The 15,334-nt window shown below is 73.8% G+C and carries 13 protein-coding genes; 4 read left to right on the top strand and 9 right to left on the bottom strand.

The window, feature by feature from the left end:
• Nucleotides 1-60: 60 nt before the first annotated feature.
• The 5 genes from OHT74_RS04830 to OHT74_RS04850 form a co-directional block, all read right to left on the bottom strand.
• The gene (locus tag OHT74_RS04830) at nt 61-540 is read right to left on the bottom strand and encodes a carboxymuconolactone decarboxylase family protein (protein WP_053692332.1); all 480 of its coding nucleotides are present in this window, start codon (nt 538-540) and stop codon (nt 61-63) included.
• On the bottom strand, nt 537-1,619 hold the full coding sequence (locus OHT74_RS04835) for an NAD(P)H-dependent amine dehydrogenase family protein (RefSeq protein WP_266660938.1): 1,083 nt from the start codon (nt 1,617-1,619) through the stop codon (nt 537-539). Before OHT74_RS04835 ends, OHT74_RS04830 begins: the two co-directional genes overlap by 4 nt.
• 58 nt (nt 1,620-1,677) lie before the next feature.
• The gene (locus tag OHT74_RS04840; protein ID WP_037635127.1) at nt 1,678-1,800 is read right to left on the bottom strand and encodes a DUF6126 family protein; all 123 of its coding nucleotides are present in this window, start codon (nt 1,798-1,800) and stop codon (nt 1,678-1,680) included.
• 15 nt (nt 1,801-1,815) lie between these two features.
• Nucleotides 1,816-2,496, bottom strand: coding sequence for a helix-turn-helix domain-containing protein (locus OHT74_RS04845; protein WP_266998768.1), 681 nt, complete (start codon nt 2,494-2,496; stop codon nt 1,816-1,818).
• 79 nt (nt 2,497-2,575) lie between these two features.
• The gene (locus OHT74_RS04850) at nt 2,576-4,102 is read right to left on the bottom strand and encodes an ATP-dependent DNA ligase (RefSeq protein WP_328619461.1); all 1,527 of its coding nucleotides are present in this window, start codon (nt 4,100-4,102) and stop codon (nt 2,576-2,578) included.
• A 152-nt stretch (nt 4,103-4,254) separates the two neighbouring features.
• Here OHT74_RS04850 and OHT74_RS04855 point away from each other — a divergent pair, with 152 nt between their 5' ends.
• From OHT74_RS04855 to OHT74_RS04865, 3 genes are all read left to right on the top strand, one after another.
• The gene (locus OHT74_RS04855) at nt 4,255-6,993 is read left to right on the top strand and encodes an alpha/beta fold hydrolase (RefSeq protein ID WP_328619462.1); all 2,739 of its coding nucleotides are present in this window, start codon (nt 4,255-4,257) and stop codon (nt 6,991-6,993) included.
• Nucleotides 6,990-7,868 carry an ABC transporter permease gene (locus OHT74_RS04860; RefSeq protein WP_266660946.1) on the top strand — a complete coding sequence of 293 codons (879 nt, stop codon included), beginning with the start codon at nt 6,990-6,992 and terminating at the stop codon, nt 7,866-7,868. The genes OHT74_RS04855 and OHT74_RS04860 overlap by 4 nt, the downstream gene beginning before the upstream one ends.
• Before the next feature lie 244 nt (nt 7,869-8,112).
• Entirely contained in the window at nt 8,113-8,742 is a 630-nt protein-coding gene (locus tag OHT74_RS04865) for a carbonic anhydrase (protein ID WP_266660948.1), read from the top strand.
• Between the two features lie 34 nt (nt 8,743-8,776).
• Here OHT74_RS04865 and OHT74_RS04870 read toward each other — a convergent pair whose 3' ends face one another.
• The 4 genes from OHT74_RS04870 to OHT74_RS04885 all read right to left on the bottom strand — a co-directional run bounded on the left by OHT74_RS04870 (nt 8,777) and on the right by OHT74_RS04885 (nt 13,933).
• Nucleotides 8,777-9,718 (bottom strand): aldo/keto reductase, encoded by a 942-nt coding sequence (locus OHT74_RS04870; RefSeq protein ID WP_328619463.1) that lies wholly within the window; start codon nt 9,716-9,718, stop codon nt 8,777-8,779.
• 93 nt (nt 9,719-9,811) lie between these two features.
• Complete coding sequence (gene galK / locus OHT74_RS04875) at nt 9,812-10,990, bottom strand: galactokinase (RefSeq protein WP_328619464.1); 1,179 nt, start codon at nt 10,988-10,990, stop codon at nt 9,812-9,814.
• 14 nt (nt 10,991-11,004) lie between these two features.
• Nucleotides 11,005-12,045 carry a galactose-1-phosphate uridylyltransferase gene (gene galT, locus OHT74_RS04880; protein ID WP_328619465.1) on the bottom strand — a complete coding sequence of 347 codons (1,041 nt, stop codon included), beginning with the start codon at nt 12,043-12,045 and terminating at the stop codon, nt 11,005-11,007.
• A gap of 82 nt (nt 12,046-12,127) precedes the next feature.
• Entirely contained in the window at nt 12,128-13,933 is a 1,806-nt protein-coding gene (locus tag OHT74_RS04885; RefSeq protein ID WP_328619466.1) for a glycoside hydrolase family 35 protein, read from the bottom strand.
• Nucleotides 13,934-14,126: 193 nt separating this feature from the next.
• Between OHT74_RS04885 and OHT74_RS04890 the strand changes: the two genes are divergently transcribed.
• Nucleotides 14,127-15,272 (top strand): substrate-binding domain-containing protein, encoded by a 1,146-nt coding sequence (locus OHT74_RS04890; protein ID WP_328619467.1) that lies wholly within the window; start codon nt 14,127-14,129, stop codon nt 15,270-15,272.
• Nucleotides 15,273-15,334: the final 62 nt, after the last annotated feature.

Below are 15,334 nucleotides of genomic sequence, written 5' to 3' on the forward strand. Positions count from 1 at the left end.
ACGCAGACCCGGGGCCGTCGGCGGTACCGACCGGCCCCGGACCCGTTGCCGCAACCGGCCTCAGTGCCCCGGCAGTACGCACACACTGTCGAGGCCGAGCACGTGGTTGAGCCGGCCGAAGGCCAGCCAGGACCCGATGCTCATCGTCAGCTCCACGATCTCGAGCTGGCTGTAGTGCGCGGTCATCCGCTCCCAGAACTCCTCGTCGAGGTTGTGGTGGTCGAGCGTGTACCGCTCCGCGTACTCGGCGGCCAGCCGGGTCCGCTCGTCGAACCGGTCCGTGGTGCGCCAGTCGGTGACGGCGTCGGAGAACTCCTCCTCGACCTTCTCCCCGTCCCGCTCGGTCCGCCAGTCCAGGCAGAACACGCACCCGTTGATCTGCGCGACGCGCAGCCGTGCGGCCTCGAACTCGCGCAGCCCCAGGGTGGTGTGGGCGTACACGGACAGGGAGAAGTTCGCGGCGGCCATCCCGATCCCGGGGACCATGTCGCCCCACACGTACTCGATCGGGTGCTGACCCTCGGGTATGTCGATCCTCAAGGCTTCTTCCTTCCGAGCTTGCCGATGGCGGGGCGCAGGGGGATGTCGAGGGCGTCGTAGAGGCCCGGTTCGGCCTCCACCAGCCAGTCGATGGCGCCGACCAGACGGCCGACGGCGGTGGCGTTGCCGCCTGCCGAGCGGTTCTCGCCCTCGTCGGTGGCCTCGATGGTGACCTCGATGTGCGGGCGGCCCTCGATGATCACCCGGTGGGCGCCGTCGCCACCGCCGGGCGGCGTGGGCCAGTCGGGGGCGCAGGAGGCATGGATGCGGGTGACGTGCTCGATGACGATGCGGGGTTCGCCCTCGACGATCCCCTGCACTTCGAAGCGGATGGCACCCTGGGTGCCGGCCTCGAACTCGCCCATGGTGCGGGTGGCCACGGTGGTGTCGAGGGCTCGGCGGTCCACGGTCTCGCGGATCTCGTCGAGTTCGACGCCCAGGGCCCGGGCCATCATGCGGATCTGCCCGCCCCACACCATGGTCGGGACGGACGGCATCAGCATCATCGGCTCGAAGTCCATGGGCTGTCCCATGCCGACGAGGTGGCGGACGGAGTCCGGCTGGTCGTAGGTGGAGTAGTCGAATATCTCCTGGCAGCGGATGGCGTCGATGGTGCTGCCGAGTCCGCTGAGCAGGAGCGGGAGTACGTCGTTGCCCCAGCCGGGGTCCACGCCGGAGGCGAACAGCGAGCCGCCGCCCTCCGCGACGGCGGCGGCCACCGGATCGCGGAACTCGGGCGGCGCGTTGCGGTGGTCGTAGAGCGGATAGAGGGCGGGGCTGACGACGACCGCGCCGGCCCGGACGGCCCGGGTGATGTCGGCGAGGGCGTCGTCGGGGCGGGTGTCGCCGGAGGCCGCGTAGACGACGGCCTGCGGCCCGGCGGCGAGGACCGCCTCGATGTCGTCGGTGGCCAGGACCCCGGTGTCGTGGTCGAGTTTGCCGAGCCGGCCCGCGTCGCGGCCGATTTTGTCGGGATGGTGGACGATGACGGCGGCCAGTTTCAGCGCCGGATGGGCCTCTACGGCACGGATGGCCAAACGGCCGACGTTGCCGGTACCCCAGACAACCGTGGAAATCATGCGCGGAGGGTAGCGACAGGACCTGCACGTTTCCAGAGTCGCGGGCCCCTGCCTTCGGTTACTGGTTCTGGCCGCCCAGGACGAAGAGGAGGTAGACGAAGAAGGCGAAGAGGTGGCCGACGAACAAGTAGGCGATCAGCCGAATCACCAGACCGCGCGGGAACTTGGACTGGATGTTCATGGTGGGGCTCCTGGGCTAGAGGTGGTGTGCGGTGCCGCTGCCGGCACCGCCGCCGAGGCACAGCCCGGCGAGGCTGCTCTGCAGCAGGGTGTGGACGAACAGCAGGTCTGCGCCGCCCGCGGTGGCCGCGCCGATCCGGTGCGGGGTCAGCGAGTCGAAGTGCGCGCTGTCCCCGGGCTCCAGCAGGTATTCGGCTTCCGCCAGGTGCAGCCGCAGCCGCCCCTTGAGGACGTACAGCCATTCCTCGCCGGGGTGGACGCGGACCAGCTCGCCCTGGCTTCGGCCGTGGGGGACGTGCACGCGCAGCGCCTGCATCCCGCGGCCGGAGCCGCCTGCCTGCCAGTACGTCCACCCGTCGGCCTCGCGGGCGCCCGGACCACCCGCCCGTACGATGGGATCGGCGACGGCGGGGGTCTCGCCGAGCAGTTCCGAGACCGTCGTACCGTAGGTGCGGGCGAGTCCCAGCAGCAGCGGCAGCGAGGGCTGGCGCCGCCCGGTCTCCAGCCGGGACAGGTGCGCGGGCGAGAGCCGGGCCCGCGCGGCGGCGGCCTCCAGCGTGAGCCCGGCGCGGCGCCGCAGCTCACGCAGCTGGGGAGCCACGGAGGGCAGCTCGTCGGCGCCGGCGCCGAGGTCGGGGCCGACCTCTTCGTCGGGACGCTCGGGGCCTTCGGGGCCGGGGGCAGGACCGGATGTCATACCCCGATTGAGCCAGAATCCTGCCTGCGTGGCAATTTCCCTTACCTCTGAGGCAAAAGGCGGTACGGGCCGTCCCCCGTCATCCTCCGCCGAGCACCGTCTCCACCGTGTCCGCCTGCGCCGCGCTCTTGTCCGGGCGGTGCCGCAGGACCCGCGCGAAGCGCAGGGCGACCCCGGCCGGGTAGCGCGGGGAGCGCTGGAGGCCGTCGTACGCGATCTCCACGACCAGTTCGGGCCGCACCCGCACGGTGAAGCCGTCGTCCTCCACCGCCAGCTCCCGCAGCCGGCCGGTCTGCCAGCGCAGCATCTCGTCGGTGAGCCCCTTGAAGGTCTTGCCGAGCATGGCGTACGTGCCGTCGGCGGCCCGGGCCCCGAGGTGCAGGTTCGACAGCAGTCCGGTGCGCCGGCCGTGCCCCCATTCGACGGCGAGCACCACGAGGTCGAGGGTGTGCACCGGTTTCACCTTGAGCCAGTGTTTGCCGCGCCGCCCGGCCGCGTAGGTCGAGTCGAGGGCCTTGACCATGACCCCCTCGTGGCCGCGGCGCAGGGTCTCGGCCCAGAACTCCTCGGCGGCGGCCCCTTGCTCCTGCGGGTCCTCGACGACGAGCCGGCGGACCCGGGAATCCTCCGGCACGAGGGCGGCGAGCGCCGCGTACCGCTCGCGCACCGGGAGGTCGAGGAGTACTCGGTCCCCCGCCGCCAGCACGTCGAAGAAGTACGGGACGACGGGCAGCGTCCGCCGCGCGGTCTCGACGTCGACCCGCGATCCGACTCGGCTCGCGACCTCCTGGAAGGGCACCGGCCGGCCGTCCGGCGTCTGCCCGATCACCTCGCCGTCGAGGATGAACCGCTCCCCCGGCAGCGCCCGCGCCCGCTGCGCCACCTCCGGCAGGCGGTCGGTGATCTCGTCCAGGGAGCGCGTGTACACCCGTACGTCGTCCCCGTCCCGGTGCACTTGCACGCGGATCCCGTCGAGCTTCTCCTCCACCGCGCACGGTCCGAGCGCGGCCAAGGCCTCGGCCACCGACTTGGCGGTGTTCGCCAGCATCGGCTGTACGGGCTGCCCGACGCGCAGGGTGACCCCGCGCAGGGCCGCCGCACCGTCGGCCAGCGCCGCCGCGGCCACCCGGGGCAGCGAACCGTCGAGCATCACGGCCCGGCGCAGCTCGGCGGCCGGCACCCCGGCGGCCGCCGCGACCCCTTCCAGCGCGACCGCGTCGAGGGCGCCCTGGCAGACCTCGCCGGAGAGCAGGCTGCGCAGGAACCGCTGCTCGGGCCCGGTGGCCGCGCCGAGCAGGGCTTCGAGGATCCGGCGTCGCTCGGCCTGCGAGCCCGCGCCCGCCACGCCCGCGAACTCGGTCACCGCCGCGTCGACGGCGGTGACGGTCAGCGTGGGCTCGGCGGCGGGTTCGACCTCCCGGCCGAGCGTGCGCCAGCCGATCCCGGGCCGGCCTTGTGGGAGCCGCCCGGCGAGGTACGAGATGACCAGGCCGGCCTCCTCGGGGGGCGCCGCGGCGAAGAGCTCCGCGAGCAGGGCGGTCTTCCGGGACCGGGCGGAGGTCTCGGCGACCTCCCGGGACACGCGCGCGACCTCGGCGAGCAGCATGCCGTCATCCTCCCGCCGCCCGGCGTACGGCGCAGGTCGGGTCCGGGTACCGCAGGTGCGGTATGCCGGGCTGCCCGTGTACTCCTCGAGGAGGTGGGCGGTTAAGCCCTGAGGCGCTCAGGGCCCGACGGCCCGGCGTCTAGGGTTCCCGTATGAAGCTCCGATCGCCGAAGCTCCGGCTGCCACGGCGCCGCCGAAGCCGCCTGCTCGCGGGCGCCGCCGCGCTCGCCGTCGTCGCGGGGGCCGGTACGTGGACCGCCGCCGCGTCCGGCGGGGCGCCCCCCGTGCACCGCCAGGACCGGACGGTGGAGATGCCCGGCGCCGGGATCGACACCTCGTACTTCACGGCCGGCGGCGGGGGCAAGCGCCCCGCCGTGCTCCTCGGGCACGGTTTCGGCGGCAGCAAGGACGATGTCCGCGCGCAGGCCGAGCAGCTGGCCCGGGACGGGTACGCCGTCCTGACCTGGTCGGCCCGCGGCTTCGGCCGCTCCGGCGGGCAGATCGGGCTGAACGACCCCGAGCACGAGGTCAAGGACGTGTCGCGGCTCGTCGACTGGCTCGCGCAGCAGCCCGAGGTGCGGCTCGACGGGAACGGCGATCCGCGCGTCGGCGTCGCCGGGGCCTCGTACGGCGGGGCGATCTCGCTGCTCGCCGCCGGATACGACCGGCGGATCGACGCGATCGCCCCGCAGATCACGTACTGGAACCTGGCGGACTCCCTCTTCCCGCAGGGCGTGTTCAAGAAGCTGTGGGCGGGGCTGTTCTTCACCACCGGTTCGGCCGACGGGATGCAGCCCGGGGCGCCGGCGACGGGCAGCCCCGGGGCGGCAGCCGCCCCCGGCTCCTTTGAGACTGCCACCGCCTGCGGGCGGTTCCAGCCCGAGCTGTGCGCCATGTACGAGCGGGTCGCGGTGGCCGGGAAGCCCGACGCCGAGGCCCGCGCCCTGCTGGAGCGGCGCAGCCCGTCGGCGGTCGGCGACCGGATCAAGGTGCCGACCCTGATCGTGCAGGGGCAGGAGGACTCCCTCTTCCCGCTGGACCAGGCCGACGCCTTGGCGAAGGCGATCGCGGCGAACGGTGCGCCCGTCTCCGTGGACTGGGCGGCCGGCGGGCACGACGGCGGCATGCGCGAGTCCGGCCGGGTCGAGGCCCGGGTGGCCGCCTGGTTCGACCGCTACCTGAAGGACGACCGGGGCGCGGACACCGGCCCGCTCTTCCGGGTCTCGCGCTCCGGCGGCATCTCCTCCACCGACGGGGCGGTCCAGTTGCGCGGCGCGAGCGGCGAGCGCTATCCGGGGCTGACGTCCGGTCCCCGGGAGTTCGCCCTGAGCGGCCGGGAGCAGAGCTTCGCCAATCCGGCGGGAGGCGCCCCACCCGCACTGTCCTCCCTGCCGGGGATCGGCGGGCAGCTCGCCGCGTTCGGAGCCGGGCTTTCGCTGGACTTCCCCGGGCAGAACGCCCGGTTCGAGTCGCAGCCGCTGACCGAAGAGGTACGGATCACCGGGACGCCGACCGTCACCCTCGGCGTGAGGTCGACGGCTGCGGACGGTTCGGCCGTCCTTTTCGGCAAGCTGTACGACGTCGGGCCCGACGGGCGCCAGGCGGTGCTGCCGAGCCAGCTGGTCGCCCCGGTGCGGGTGGAGAACGCGCAGCAGGGGGCGATGGTGGAGCTGCGACTCCCCGCCGTCGACCACGCCGTGGAGGCCGGGCACCGGCTGCGGCTCGTCGTCGCCGCCACCGACCTCGGCTATGCGTCCCCGGCCGCGCCGGCCACCTATACGGTCACGGCGCAGGGCGCCCTGGCCGTTCCGGTGGCCGACGGGGTGCGGACGGCCTCGGCGGGGCTGCCCGCGTGGACCTGGGGGCTGCCGCTGGGGGCTGCGCTGCTGGCCGCGGCGCTGCTGGGGATCCGGAGGACCGGCCGGGAGGGTGCGGGAGCGCGGGGCGGGGGACCGCAGCCCGACCCCGCGCTGGCCGGCGTACCGCTTGAAATCACCGGTCTGACGAAGCGGTACGCAGGCGCACAGGACCGGTACGCGGTGCGGGACCTTTCGTTCCGGGTGGAGAAGGGGCAGGTCCTGGGCCTGCTCGGGCCCAACGGCGCCGGCAAGACGACCACGCTGCGGATGCTGATGGGGCTGATCTCGCCGGACGCCGGGGAGATCCGGGTGTTCGGACACGCGGTACGGGCCGGGGCTCCGGTGCTGTCGCGGGTCGGGGCGTTCGTCGAGGGGGCCGGTTTCCTACCGCACCTGTCGGGGCGGGCCAACCTGGAGCTGTACTGGCAGGCCACCGGCCGCCCGGCCGGGGACGCGCACATGGCGGAGGCTCTGGAGATCGCGGGCCTGGGCGGTGCGCTGGAGCGTGCGGTGCGTACGTACTCGCAGGGCATGCGGCAGCGGCTCGCGATCGCGCAGGCCATGCTCGGGATGCCGGACCTGCTGATCCTCGACGAGCCGACGAACGGTCTGGACCCGCCGCAGATCCGGGAGATGCGGGACGTGATGATCCGGTACGCGGCGGGCGGGCGGACGGTCATCGTCTCCAGCCATCTGCTGTCGGAGGTCGAGCAGTCGTGCACCCACCTGGTGGTCATGGACCGCGGACGGCTCGTACAGGCGGGCGAGGTCGCGGAGATCACGGGTGGCGGGGACGTGCTGCTGGTGACGCTGGCCGAGCCGGTGGACGAAGTGGTCGTGGGGAAGGTGGCCGCACTGGAGGGAGTGGGTTCCGTGGCGGCGGCCGACGACGGGCTGCTGGTACGGCTTGAGGGAGCGACGGCCGCCGGGCTGATCGCCGAGCTGGTACGGCTGGAGGTGCCGGTCTCCGCAGTGGGGCCGCACCGCCGGCTCGAGGACGCGTTCCTCACCCTGATCGGAGGTGCGGCGTGAGCGCCGTGACGGAGACCGTGACAGAGGTTGCGCCCGGCTACCGGGCGAGCCGTACGCTGCCGCTGCGCGTGGAGGCGCTGCGCCAGTGGCGCCGACGGCGGACGCTGGTGATGGCCGGGGTACTGGCCGCCCTCCCGTTCGTCATGATCATCGCGTTCGCGGTGGGCGGCGGGCAGGACGGCGGCCGGGGCGGCGGGGACGGCCGGATCACGCTCATCGACACGGCGACGGCCTCGGGCGCGAACTTCGCGGCCACCTGCCTGTTCGTGTCGGCCGGCTTCCTGCTGGTGGTGCCGGTGGCGCTGTTCTGCGGGGACACGGTGGCCTCGGAGGCCAGCTGGTCCTCGCTGCGCTACCTGCTGGCCTCGCCGGTGCCGAGGGCCCGGCTGCTGTGGAGCAAACTGGTGGTGGCGCTGGGCTTCAGCCTGGCGGCGATGGTCCTGCTGCCGGTGGTGGCGCTGGCGGCGGGCACGGCCGCGTACGGGTGGGGACCGCTGAAGCTGCCCACCGGCGGCTCGTTGGCGGCCGCGGACACCGTGCCGCGCCTCGCCCTGGTGGTGGCCTTCGTCTTCGTGTCACAGCTGGTCACGGCCGGGCTGGCGTTCTGGCTGTCGACCCGGACGGACGCGCCGCTGGGGGCGGTGGGCGGGGCGGTCGGCCTGACGATCGTCGGCAACGTGCTGGACGCGGTGACGGCGCTCGGATCGTGGCGGGAGTTCCTGCCCGCGCACTGGCAGTTCGCGTGGGCGGACGCGCTGCAGCCTCAGCTGGAGTGGGGCGGGATGGTCAAGGGGACGGCGGTGTCGGTGGCGTACGCGCTGGTGCTGTTCGCGCTCGCGTTCCGCGGGTTCGCCCGCAAGGACATCGTGTCCTGAGCCGTCGCCCCGTGTGTGGGCCGTCCGTGGCAATGGGGTGCGCGCCCGCGTGCGCCTGCCGTCCGGGCGCCCCCGGCGCGCTGAACAATCGCGGTCGTCACGACGTACGGACGCGTCTGCGCGGCACCGAGGGGTACCACCGATGCACACACCAGGACTTCCGGCTCGCAGGGCCCTGCTGACCGGTGGCCTCGCGGCTGCGGCCGCCGTGCTCTCGGGATGCTCGCCCCCCAGGGCGCCGCGGGTGGCGACCGCAGCCCCGCCGCCGCGGCCGGCCACCCCCCAGGCCGCGTTCGCCCGCCTGATGGAAGGCAACAAGCGCTGGGTGAGCGGAAACCTCGAACACCCCGACCGCGATCCCGAGCGGCGCGAGCTCGTCGCCGAGGCGCAGGACCCCTTCGGCGTGGTCCTGTCGTGCATCGACTCCCGGGTGGCGCCCGAGCTGATCTTCGACACCGGGCTCGGCGATCTGTACGTCCTGCGTACGGGCGGGCAGGCGGTCGGCCCGGTCGTGACCGGTTCCGTCGAGTACGGGCCCATGACGGGCGGCACTCCGCTGGTCGTCGTGCTCGGGCATCAGCGCTGCGGCGCGGTCGAGGCCGCGTACAAGTCACTGAAGGGCGGCACGCCGCTGCCCGGCAATCTGCAGGCCATCGCCAAGGCCATGGTGCCCGCGTACGAGCTGACGGCGAAGAACCCCGGCGCCGACCCCGTCGACACCATGACCCACCACCAGATCAAGGTGACCGCGGACGATCTGCGGACCAACGCCGACCTGGGGCCCCTCGTGAAGAAGGGCGCCCTGGCCGTCGTCGGCGCCTACTACTCGCTGGACACCGGCAAGGTGGAGGTCCTGACGGGTGCGCCTGCCTGAGCCGCCCCGCCGAAACGCTGCGCCGCGCCGCGGCTCACGCCCCCGCGATCGCGTCGATCTCCGCCAGCAGTTCGGGTTCCAGCGGGCGGTCGGCGACGGCCGCGTTGGCCCTCACCTGCTCGGGGGAGGTGGCGCCCGCGATGACGGAGGAGCAGCCCGGCTGGGCGGAGAGCCAGCCGATGGCGAGCTCGAGGACGCTGCGGCCGTGCTTGTCGGCGACGGCGGCCAGCGCCTCGACCGAGTCGAGCCGCCCTTCGGTGAGGTACGCGTCGCGCCCCTCCAGGCGGGAGCCGGCCGGCACCGGGGCACCCCGGCGGATCTTGCCGGTCAGCAGGCCGTTGGCGAGCGGGAAGTACGGGAGCACGCCGAGGCCGTAGTGCACGGCGGCCGGGACCAGCTCGGCCTCCGCGTTCCGCTGGAGCAGCGACCATTCGTTCTGCGCCGACACGAACGGGGCCGCGCCCGTCTCGCGGGCGACGTGGGCGGCTTCGGCGAGCTGCCAGCCGCTGAAGTTGGAGTGGCCGATGTAGCGGATCTTGCCCTCGGCGACCAGCTCGGTGAGCGCGGCCAGGGTTTCGGCCACGGGGGTGGCCGGGTCGGGGCTGTGCAGCTGGTAGAGGTCGATGTGGTCGGTGTCCAGACGGCGCAGGGACTCCTCGACGGCCCGCCGGATGTAGGCGCGGCCGCCGCGGGATCCGGCGGCGGGCCCGTACTCCATGTCCATGCCCGCGTAGCCGAACTTGGTGGCGAGGACGACCTGGTCGCGGCGGCCCTTGAGGGCCTGTCCGAGGTGGCGCTCGGAGCCGCCTCGGCCGCCGTAGATGTCGGCGGTGTCGAGGAGGGTGATCCCCGCGTCGAGCGCGGCGTCGACGACGGCGCGGGTCGCCTGGGCGTCGAGGCGGCCGCCGAAGTTGTTGCAGCCGAGCCCGACGGCGGAGACCTGAAGACCTGAACTGCCCAGCGGGATGTAGCGCATGCGTTTCGTTCCTCCGCATTCGTACGGCACATGATCGAACCAAGTGATCAGTCTAGGCACGCCGGTTCGGCGGAAGCTGCCCTTCCTCCCTCGTCACACCGTCCGGCCCGCCCCTGCGGACGGCTCCGCCGCCGTGATGCGCGGCGGCTTGAACCCGGCCGCGACGAAGGCCTCCGTGACCGCCCGGGTCACGGCCGGCTCGGCGTCCGCGTCGATCAGGGCCAGGGCGGAGCCGCCGAAGCCGCCGCCGGTCATCCGGGCCCCGTACGCGCCCGCCGCGTCGGCGGTGGCGACCGCCAGGTCGAGCTCGGCGCAGGACACCTCGTAGTCGTCCCGCAGCGAGGCGTGGCCCTCGGTCAGGAGCGGGCCCGCCTCCCGCAGCCGTCCGGCGCGCAGCAGTTCCTCCACCCGTACGACCCGTTCGTTCTCGGTGACGACGTGCCGGACCCGTTTGCGCCGGACCGGGTCGCCGAGGCGGGCCAGGGCCTGCTCCAGCTCCTCGTACGGGAGGTCGCGCAGGGCGGGCAGCCCGAGCTCGGCGGCCGCCCCGTGGCAGGAGGCGAGGCGCTCGGCGTAGGCCCCGTCGGCCAGGTCGTGCTTGACCCGGGTGTCGATGACCAGGAGGCGGAGGCCTGCCGCCGCGCAGTCGAAGGGGATGTGCCGCTGTTCGAGGGTGCGGGTGTCCAGGTGGAGGGCGTGGCCCTCGGTGGCGCAGGCCGAGGCCGTCTGGTCCATCACCCCGCAGGGCACGCCGACGTAGGCGTTCTCGGCACGGCGGGCGAGCGCGGCCAGTTCGGTCCCGGTGAGCGGGATCCCGTACAGGTCGGTGAGTGCCAGGACGGTGGCCACCTCCAGGGCGGCGGAGGAGGACAGCCCGGCGCCGGTGGGCACGTCGGAGCGGATGTGCAGCTCCGCGCCGCCGACCGGAAGGCCGGCGTCCAGCAGGGCCCACAGCACCCCGGCCGGGTACGCGGCCCAGCCTGCGGCGCCGGTGGGCGGGCGGGCCGGGTCGAGGTCGGCGGGGCGGACCGTGACCACGCCGGAGGGGACGTCGGCGGAGTGGAGCCGGAGGACCCCGTCGGCGCGCCGGGCGGCGGCGACCTGCGTGCGCTGCGGGAGCGCGAAGGGCAGGGCGAAGCCGTCGTTGTAGTCGGTGTGTTCGCCGATGAGGTTGACCCGGCCGGGAGCCGCCCAGACTCCCTCGGGCGGGGACCCGTACAGCCGGCGGAACCCGTCCGCGGCGGCCTGGTTCATCGGCTCGCCACTGTTCATCGGCTCGCCGCCCCTCATCGGCTCGCCACCTCGCGCAGCCGCGCGGCCGCGTCCTCGGGCCGGACGTCGTTCATGTAGGCCTCCATCCCGGATTCGGTTCCCGCCAGGTACTTGAGCTTGTCAGCGGTGCGGCGGACCGTGAAGAGCTCCAGGTGGAGCGCGAAGTCGGCCCGGCCCTCACCGGAGGTCGGCGCCTGGTGCCAGGCGGAGATGTACGGGGTGGGCCCGGGTGTCCCGAACAGCCGGTCGAAGCGGCGCAGCAGCTCCAGGTAGAGGCGGGGGAACTCGGCGCGGGCCGCGTCGTCCAGCGTGGTCAGGTCGGCGGTGCGGCGGTGCGGATAGAGGTGGACCTCGTACGGCCAGCGCGCGGCGTAGGGCACGAAGGCGGTCCAGTGCTCCCCTGCGAGGACCACGCGGGTGCCCTCGGCGCGTTCGGCGGCGAGCACCTCCTCGAAGAGGTTGCCGCCGGTGCGGGCACGGTGGGCGGAGACGGTGGCGAGCATGCGGGTGGTGCGCGGGGTGATGAAGGGGAAGGCGTAGATCTGGCCGTGCGGGTGCGCGAGGGTCACGCCGATCTCGGTGCCGCGGTTCTCGAAGCAGTAGATCTGCCGGACCCCGTGGTGGGCGGAGAGCTCGGCGGTGCGGTCGGTCCAGGCGGCCAGGACCAGCGCGGCGCGCTCCTCGTCGAGCTCGGCGAAGGAGGTCAGGTGGTCGGGGGTGAAGCAGATGACCTCGCAGCGGCCGGTGTCGCCGGCGAGGGAGGGGAAGCGGTTCTCGAAGACGACCACGTCGTAGTCGGGGGCCGGGATCTCGCTCGCGCGTCCCTCGGTGGAGGGGCACAGCGGGCAGGCGTCGGCGGGTGGGAGGTAGGTGCGCCCCTGGCGGTGGGAGGCGATGACGACGGCGTCGCCGAGCAACGGGTCGCGGCGTACCTCGGAGGAGGTGGCGGACGCGTCGAGGGGGCGGGTGTCGGGGACGGCGCGGGCCGCGCCGTCGTCGGCGTCGTAGTACAGGATCTCGCGGCCGTCGGCCAGGCGGGTGCTCGTTCGCTTCACGGGGAGAGCTTCTCTCAAGGGATGGTCACCGGACTTCGCCGGGTTCCTCGCGGTTCGCGGGGTTCGCGGGGTTCGCCGGGGTTCATTCGAGGGTGACGACGGTGGGGCGGCCGAGGTCGGGGCGGTCGCGCAGCGGCAGATCGGCGCCGGGGCGCTCCAGCTCGAGGAGGACGATCTCGTTCCGGCCGCTCCGCCACAGGGGCGCGGGGGCGTACAGGGTGCGCTGCGGTCCGCGCGGGGTGTCGTAGTGGCCGAGGAGGAAGCCGTTCAGCCAGACGAGGCCGGTGCCCCAGCCCGAGACGTCGACGAATCCGTCGGCGGGGGCGTCCGGGATGGTGTGGGTGAAGCGGTGGAAGGCCGGGCGGCCCGCTTCGGGGGTGTCGGGTGTGCCGGGTGTGTCGGGCGGCCAGTCCAGGCCGGTCGGGTCGGTGAGCGGGAGCGTCCGGATCTCCCACTCGAACAGCTGCTGGTGGCCATGGCGGACACCGCGCCAGATGCCCTTGCGGTCGTCGAGGAGCGGGCCGTAGTTGACCCGGCCCTGGGCGCGGACGAGGACGTCGAGGACGACCCCCGCCTCGCCGACGGGCAGGTCGAGGCCCTCGTCCGGCCGGTTGCGGTCGAGGACGCCGAGGGGCTCCCCGTCGGCGAACACGTACGCCCGGTCGCCGAGGCCGTCGATCCGGACGGGCATGGCGGGGCGCGGGCCGGTGACGGTGGTGCGGTAGTGGATCATGCCGTGGGCCTGGCCGAGCTTCTCCATGGACTCGGGCGCGGGGCGCAGTACGGGCTCCCCGCCCAGCAGGTCGAGGTGGTCCAGGAGCGGAGCGGTGCCGGCGGGGACCGCGAGGGCCGGGGTGATACGGGGCGGCGGTTCGGGCAGCGGCCCGTCGGGCAGCGGCACGTACTTGCCGATGACCTCGCGGAACGCGTGGAACTTGGGGGTGAGTTCGCCGGCCTCGCCGATCGGGGCGTCGTAGTCGTAGCTGGTGACGGTGGGCTGGTAGCCGGGTTCGCCGGGCCGGGACCCGGTGTGGTTGGCGCCCGCCCAGAAGCCGAAGTTGGTGCCGCCGTGGGCCATGTAGAGGTTGACGGAGGCGCCGGTGGCCAGGAGTTCGTCGAGGGACTGCGCCGCGTCCTCGACGGCACGGACGTGGTGGTCCTCGCCCCAGTGGTCGAACCAGCCGATCCAGAACTCCATGGCGGCGAGCGGGCCGGTCCGCTGGTAGCGGCGCAGGTGGGCGAGGCGTTCGGCGGGCCGGGCGCCGAAGGTGGCGGTGGCGAGCCGGCCCGGGAGCATGCCGCCCTGGAGCATGGCGTCCTCGGGGCCGTCGGCGGTGAACAGGAGGCAGTCCACTCCGCGTTCGACCAGGGCCTGTTCCACATGGGCGCGGTAGCGGGTGTCGTTGCCGTACGAGCCGTACTCGTTCTCGATCTGTACGGCGACGACCGGACCGCGGCGGCTCGCGAGCAGCGGCAGCAGCTCGGGGGCGACGAGGTCGAACCAGCCGTCTACCTCGGCCTCGAAGCGGGGGTCGGAGCAGCGCAGGTGGAGGCCGTCTACGGCGAGGAGCCGGGCGGGGAGGCCGCCGAAGTCCCATTCGGCGCAGATGTACGGGCCGGGGCGGACGACGGCGTCGAGGCCGAGGTCCTGGGCGGTGCGCAGGAAGCGGCCGAGGTCGCGCGGTCCGGTGAAGTCCGCCTTGCCGGGGGCGGTCTCGTGGAAGTTCCAGGGGACGTACGTGTCCACGGTGTTGGCACCCAGGGCGCGCAGCCGCCGCAGCCGGTCCTCCCACAGGTCGGGATGGACCCGGAAGTAGTGCAGGGCCCCCGAGACGATGCGGTGGGGGCGGCCCGCGCGCCGGAATCCGTCCTGGTCGTACGTGAGCATGCGCTGACTCCCGAGAGAGGTCGTGATGCCGTGAGGTGCCGGACGCCGCCGAATATATGAACGCACCGTCCACGCCGTCAATGACCGGTTGAGCGGAAACGATCGAAACGATCGGTTCGGTTCTCTATGATGGCGATGCAGACACGGATACCGGGACGGACGCCGTCGGAAGACCGCAGGGGGCAGGGAAACCTTGAGACCACATGTGGACCAGCGCCAGGCGCAGGTGCTCGCGCTCGTGCGGGCCCGGGGCAGCGTGCGCGTGGCGGATCTGGCGCAGGAGCTCGGCGTCTCGCCGGTCACCCTGCGGCGCGACATCGAGGCGATGGCGGCCCGGGGCGAGATCCACCGGATGCACGGGGTGATCAGCCGGGTGGAGGCCGGGCGGCCGGGCGCTTCGGCGGGCCCGGTGCCGGCCCCCGGGCCGGGCGGGAGCCGGTCGCCTGCCCCGGCGGGGGCCGAGGGGCTGGTCATCGGGATGGTGGTGCCGACCACGGAGTACTACTACGCGGAGGTCGTACGCGGAGCCCGCGAGGTGATCGAGGCGCGGGGCGCGCGGCTGACCGTGGGCCTGACCCGGTACCTGCCCGGCGAGGACCGGACGCAGGCCGAACGGCTGCTGTCCACCGGGGCGGACGGGCTGCTGCTCACCCCGAACTGGGATGCCGGTTCGCCCGGCCCCGGGGAGGGGGCGTGGACGGCGGAGCTGCCGGTTCCGACGGTGCTGGTGGAGCGGTGGGCCCCGCCCGGACATCCGGCCGCGGCCCTGGACCGGGTGGCCTCCGACCATGCGTACGGCGCTGCGACGGCGGTGCAGCACCTGGTGGAACGGGGCCACCGGCGGATCGCGCTGGCCAGCCGTGCGACGCCGACGACGCCGCGGCTGCGGGCCGGGTACGAGGCGGCGGTGGCCGCGCTCGGACTGGAGCCGGCGCCGCCGTGGCCGGCGGCGGGGCCGGGCCCGCTCTCGGACGCGGACCTGTTCGCCCGGACGCTGGACTACCTGTGCGAGGCGGTGACGGCGGACGGGGTGACCGCGGCCCTGATCCACAGCGACACCGACGCGATCATGCTGATCCCGAGGCTCCAGGCGCGTGGGGTCCGGGTGCCGGAGGACCTCGCGGTGATCACGTACGACGACGAGGTGGCGGGGCTGGCCGACGTACCGCTCTCGGCGGTGGCGCCGGCCAAGCACGAGGTGGGGGCGCGGGCGGCGGGGCTGCTGCTGGACCGGCTGACGGCGGTGGGCGAGGGGCAGGGGGCGGGGGCGGGGGCGGGGCAGCAGGCGGGGTCGCGGCAGCATCTGGAGCTGCTCCCCCGGCTGACGATCCGCTCATAAGGAACGGGAGCGACTCTCGGAGCGATCATTTTGATCGAGTTGCGCATTCGCTCTTGACGGTG

This window comes from Streptomyces sp. NBC_00354, assembly GCF_036106915.1.
Taxonomy (GTDB): Bacteria; Actinomycetota; Actinomycetes; order Streptomycetales; family Streptomycetaceae; genus Streptomyces.

Bases quoted from the DNA above. Each gene is read 5' to 3' on its own strand.
- OHT74_RS04850 (WP_328619461.1), bottom strand. From the start codon at position 4,102: ATGCTGCTCGCCGAGGTCGCGCGCGTGTCCCGGGAGGTCGCCGAGACC.
- OHT74_RS04845 (WP_266998768.1), bottom strand. From the start codon at position 2,496: ATGACATCCGGTCCTGCCCCCGGCCCCGAAGGCCCCGAGCGTCCCGAC.
- galK (WP_328619464.1), bottom strand. From the start codon at position 10,990: ATGAACAGTGGCGAGCCGATGAACCAGGCCGCCGCGGACGGGTTCCGC.
- OHT74_RS04840 (WP_037635127.1), bottom strand. From the start codon at position 1,800: ATGAACATCCAGTCCAAGTTCCCGCGCGGTCTGGTGATTCGGCTGATC.
- OHT74_RS04885 (WP_328619466.1), bottom strand. From the start codon at position 13,933: ATGCTCACGTACGACCAGGACGGATTCCGGCGCGCGGGCCGCCCCCAC.
- OHT74_RS04870 (WP_328619463.1), bottom strand. From the start codon at position 9,718: ATGCGCTACATCCCGCTGGGCAGTTCAGGTCTTCAGGTCTCCGCCGTC.
- OHT74_RS04855 (WP_328619462.1), top strand. From the start codon at position 4,255: ATGAAGCTCCGATCGCCGAAGCTCCGGCTGCCACGGCGCCGCCGAAGC.
- OHT74_RS04835 (WP_266660938.1), bottom strand. From the start codon at position 1,619: ATGATTTCCACGGTTGTCTGGGGTACCGGCAACGTCGGCCGTTTGGCC.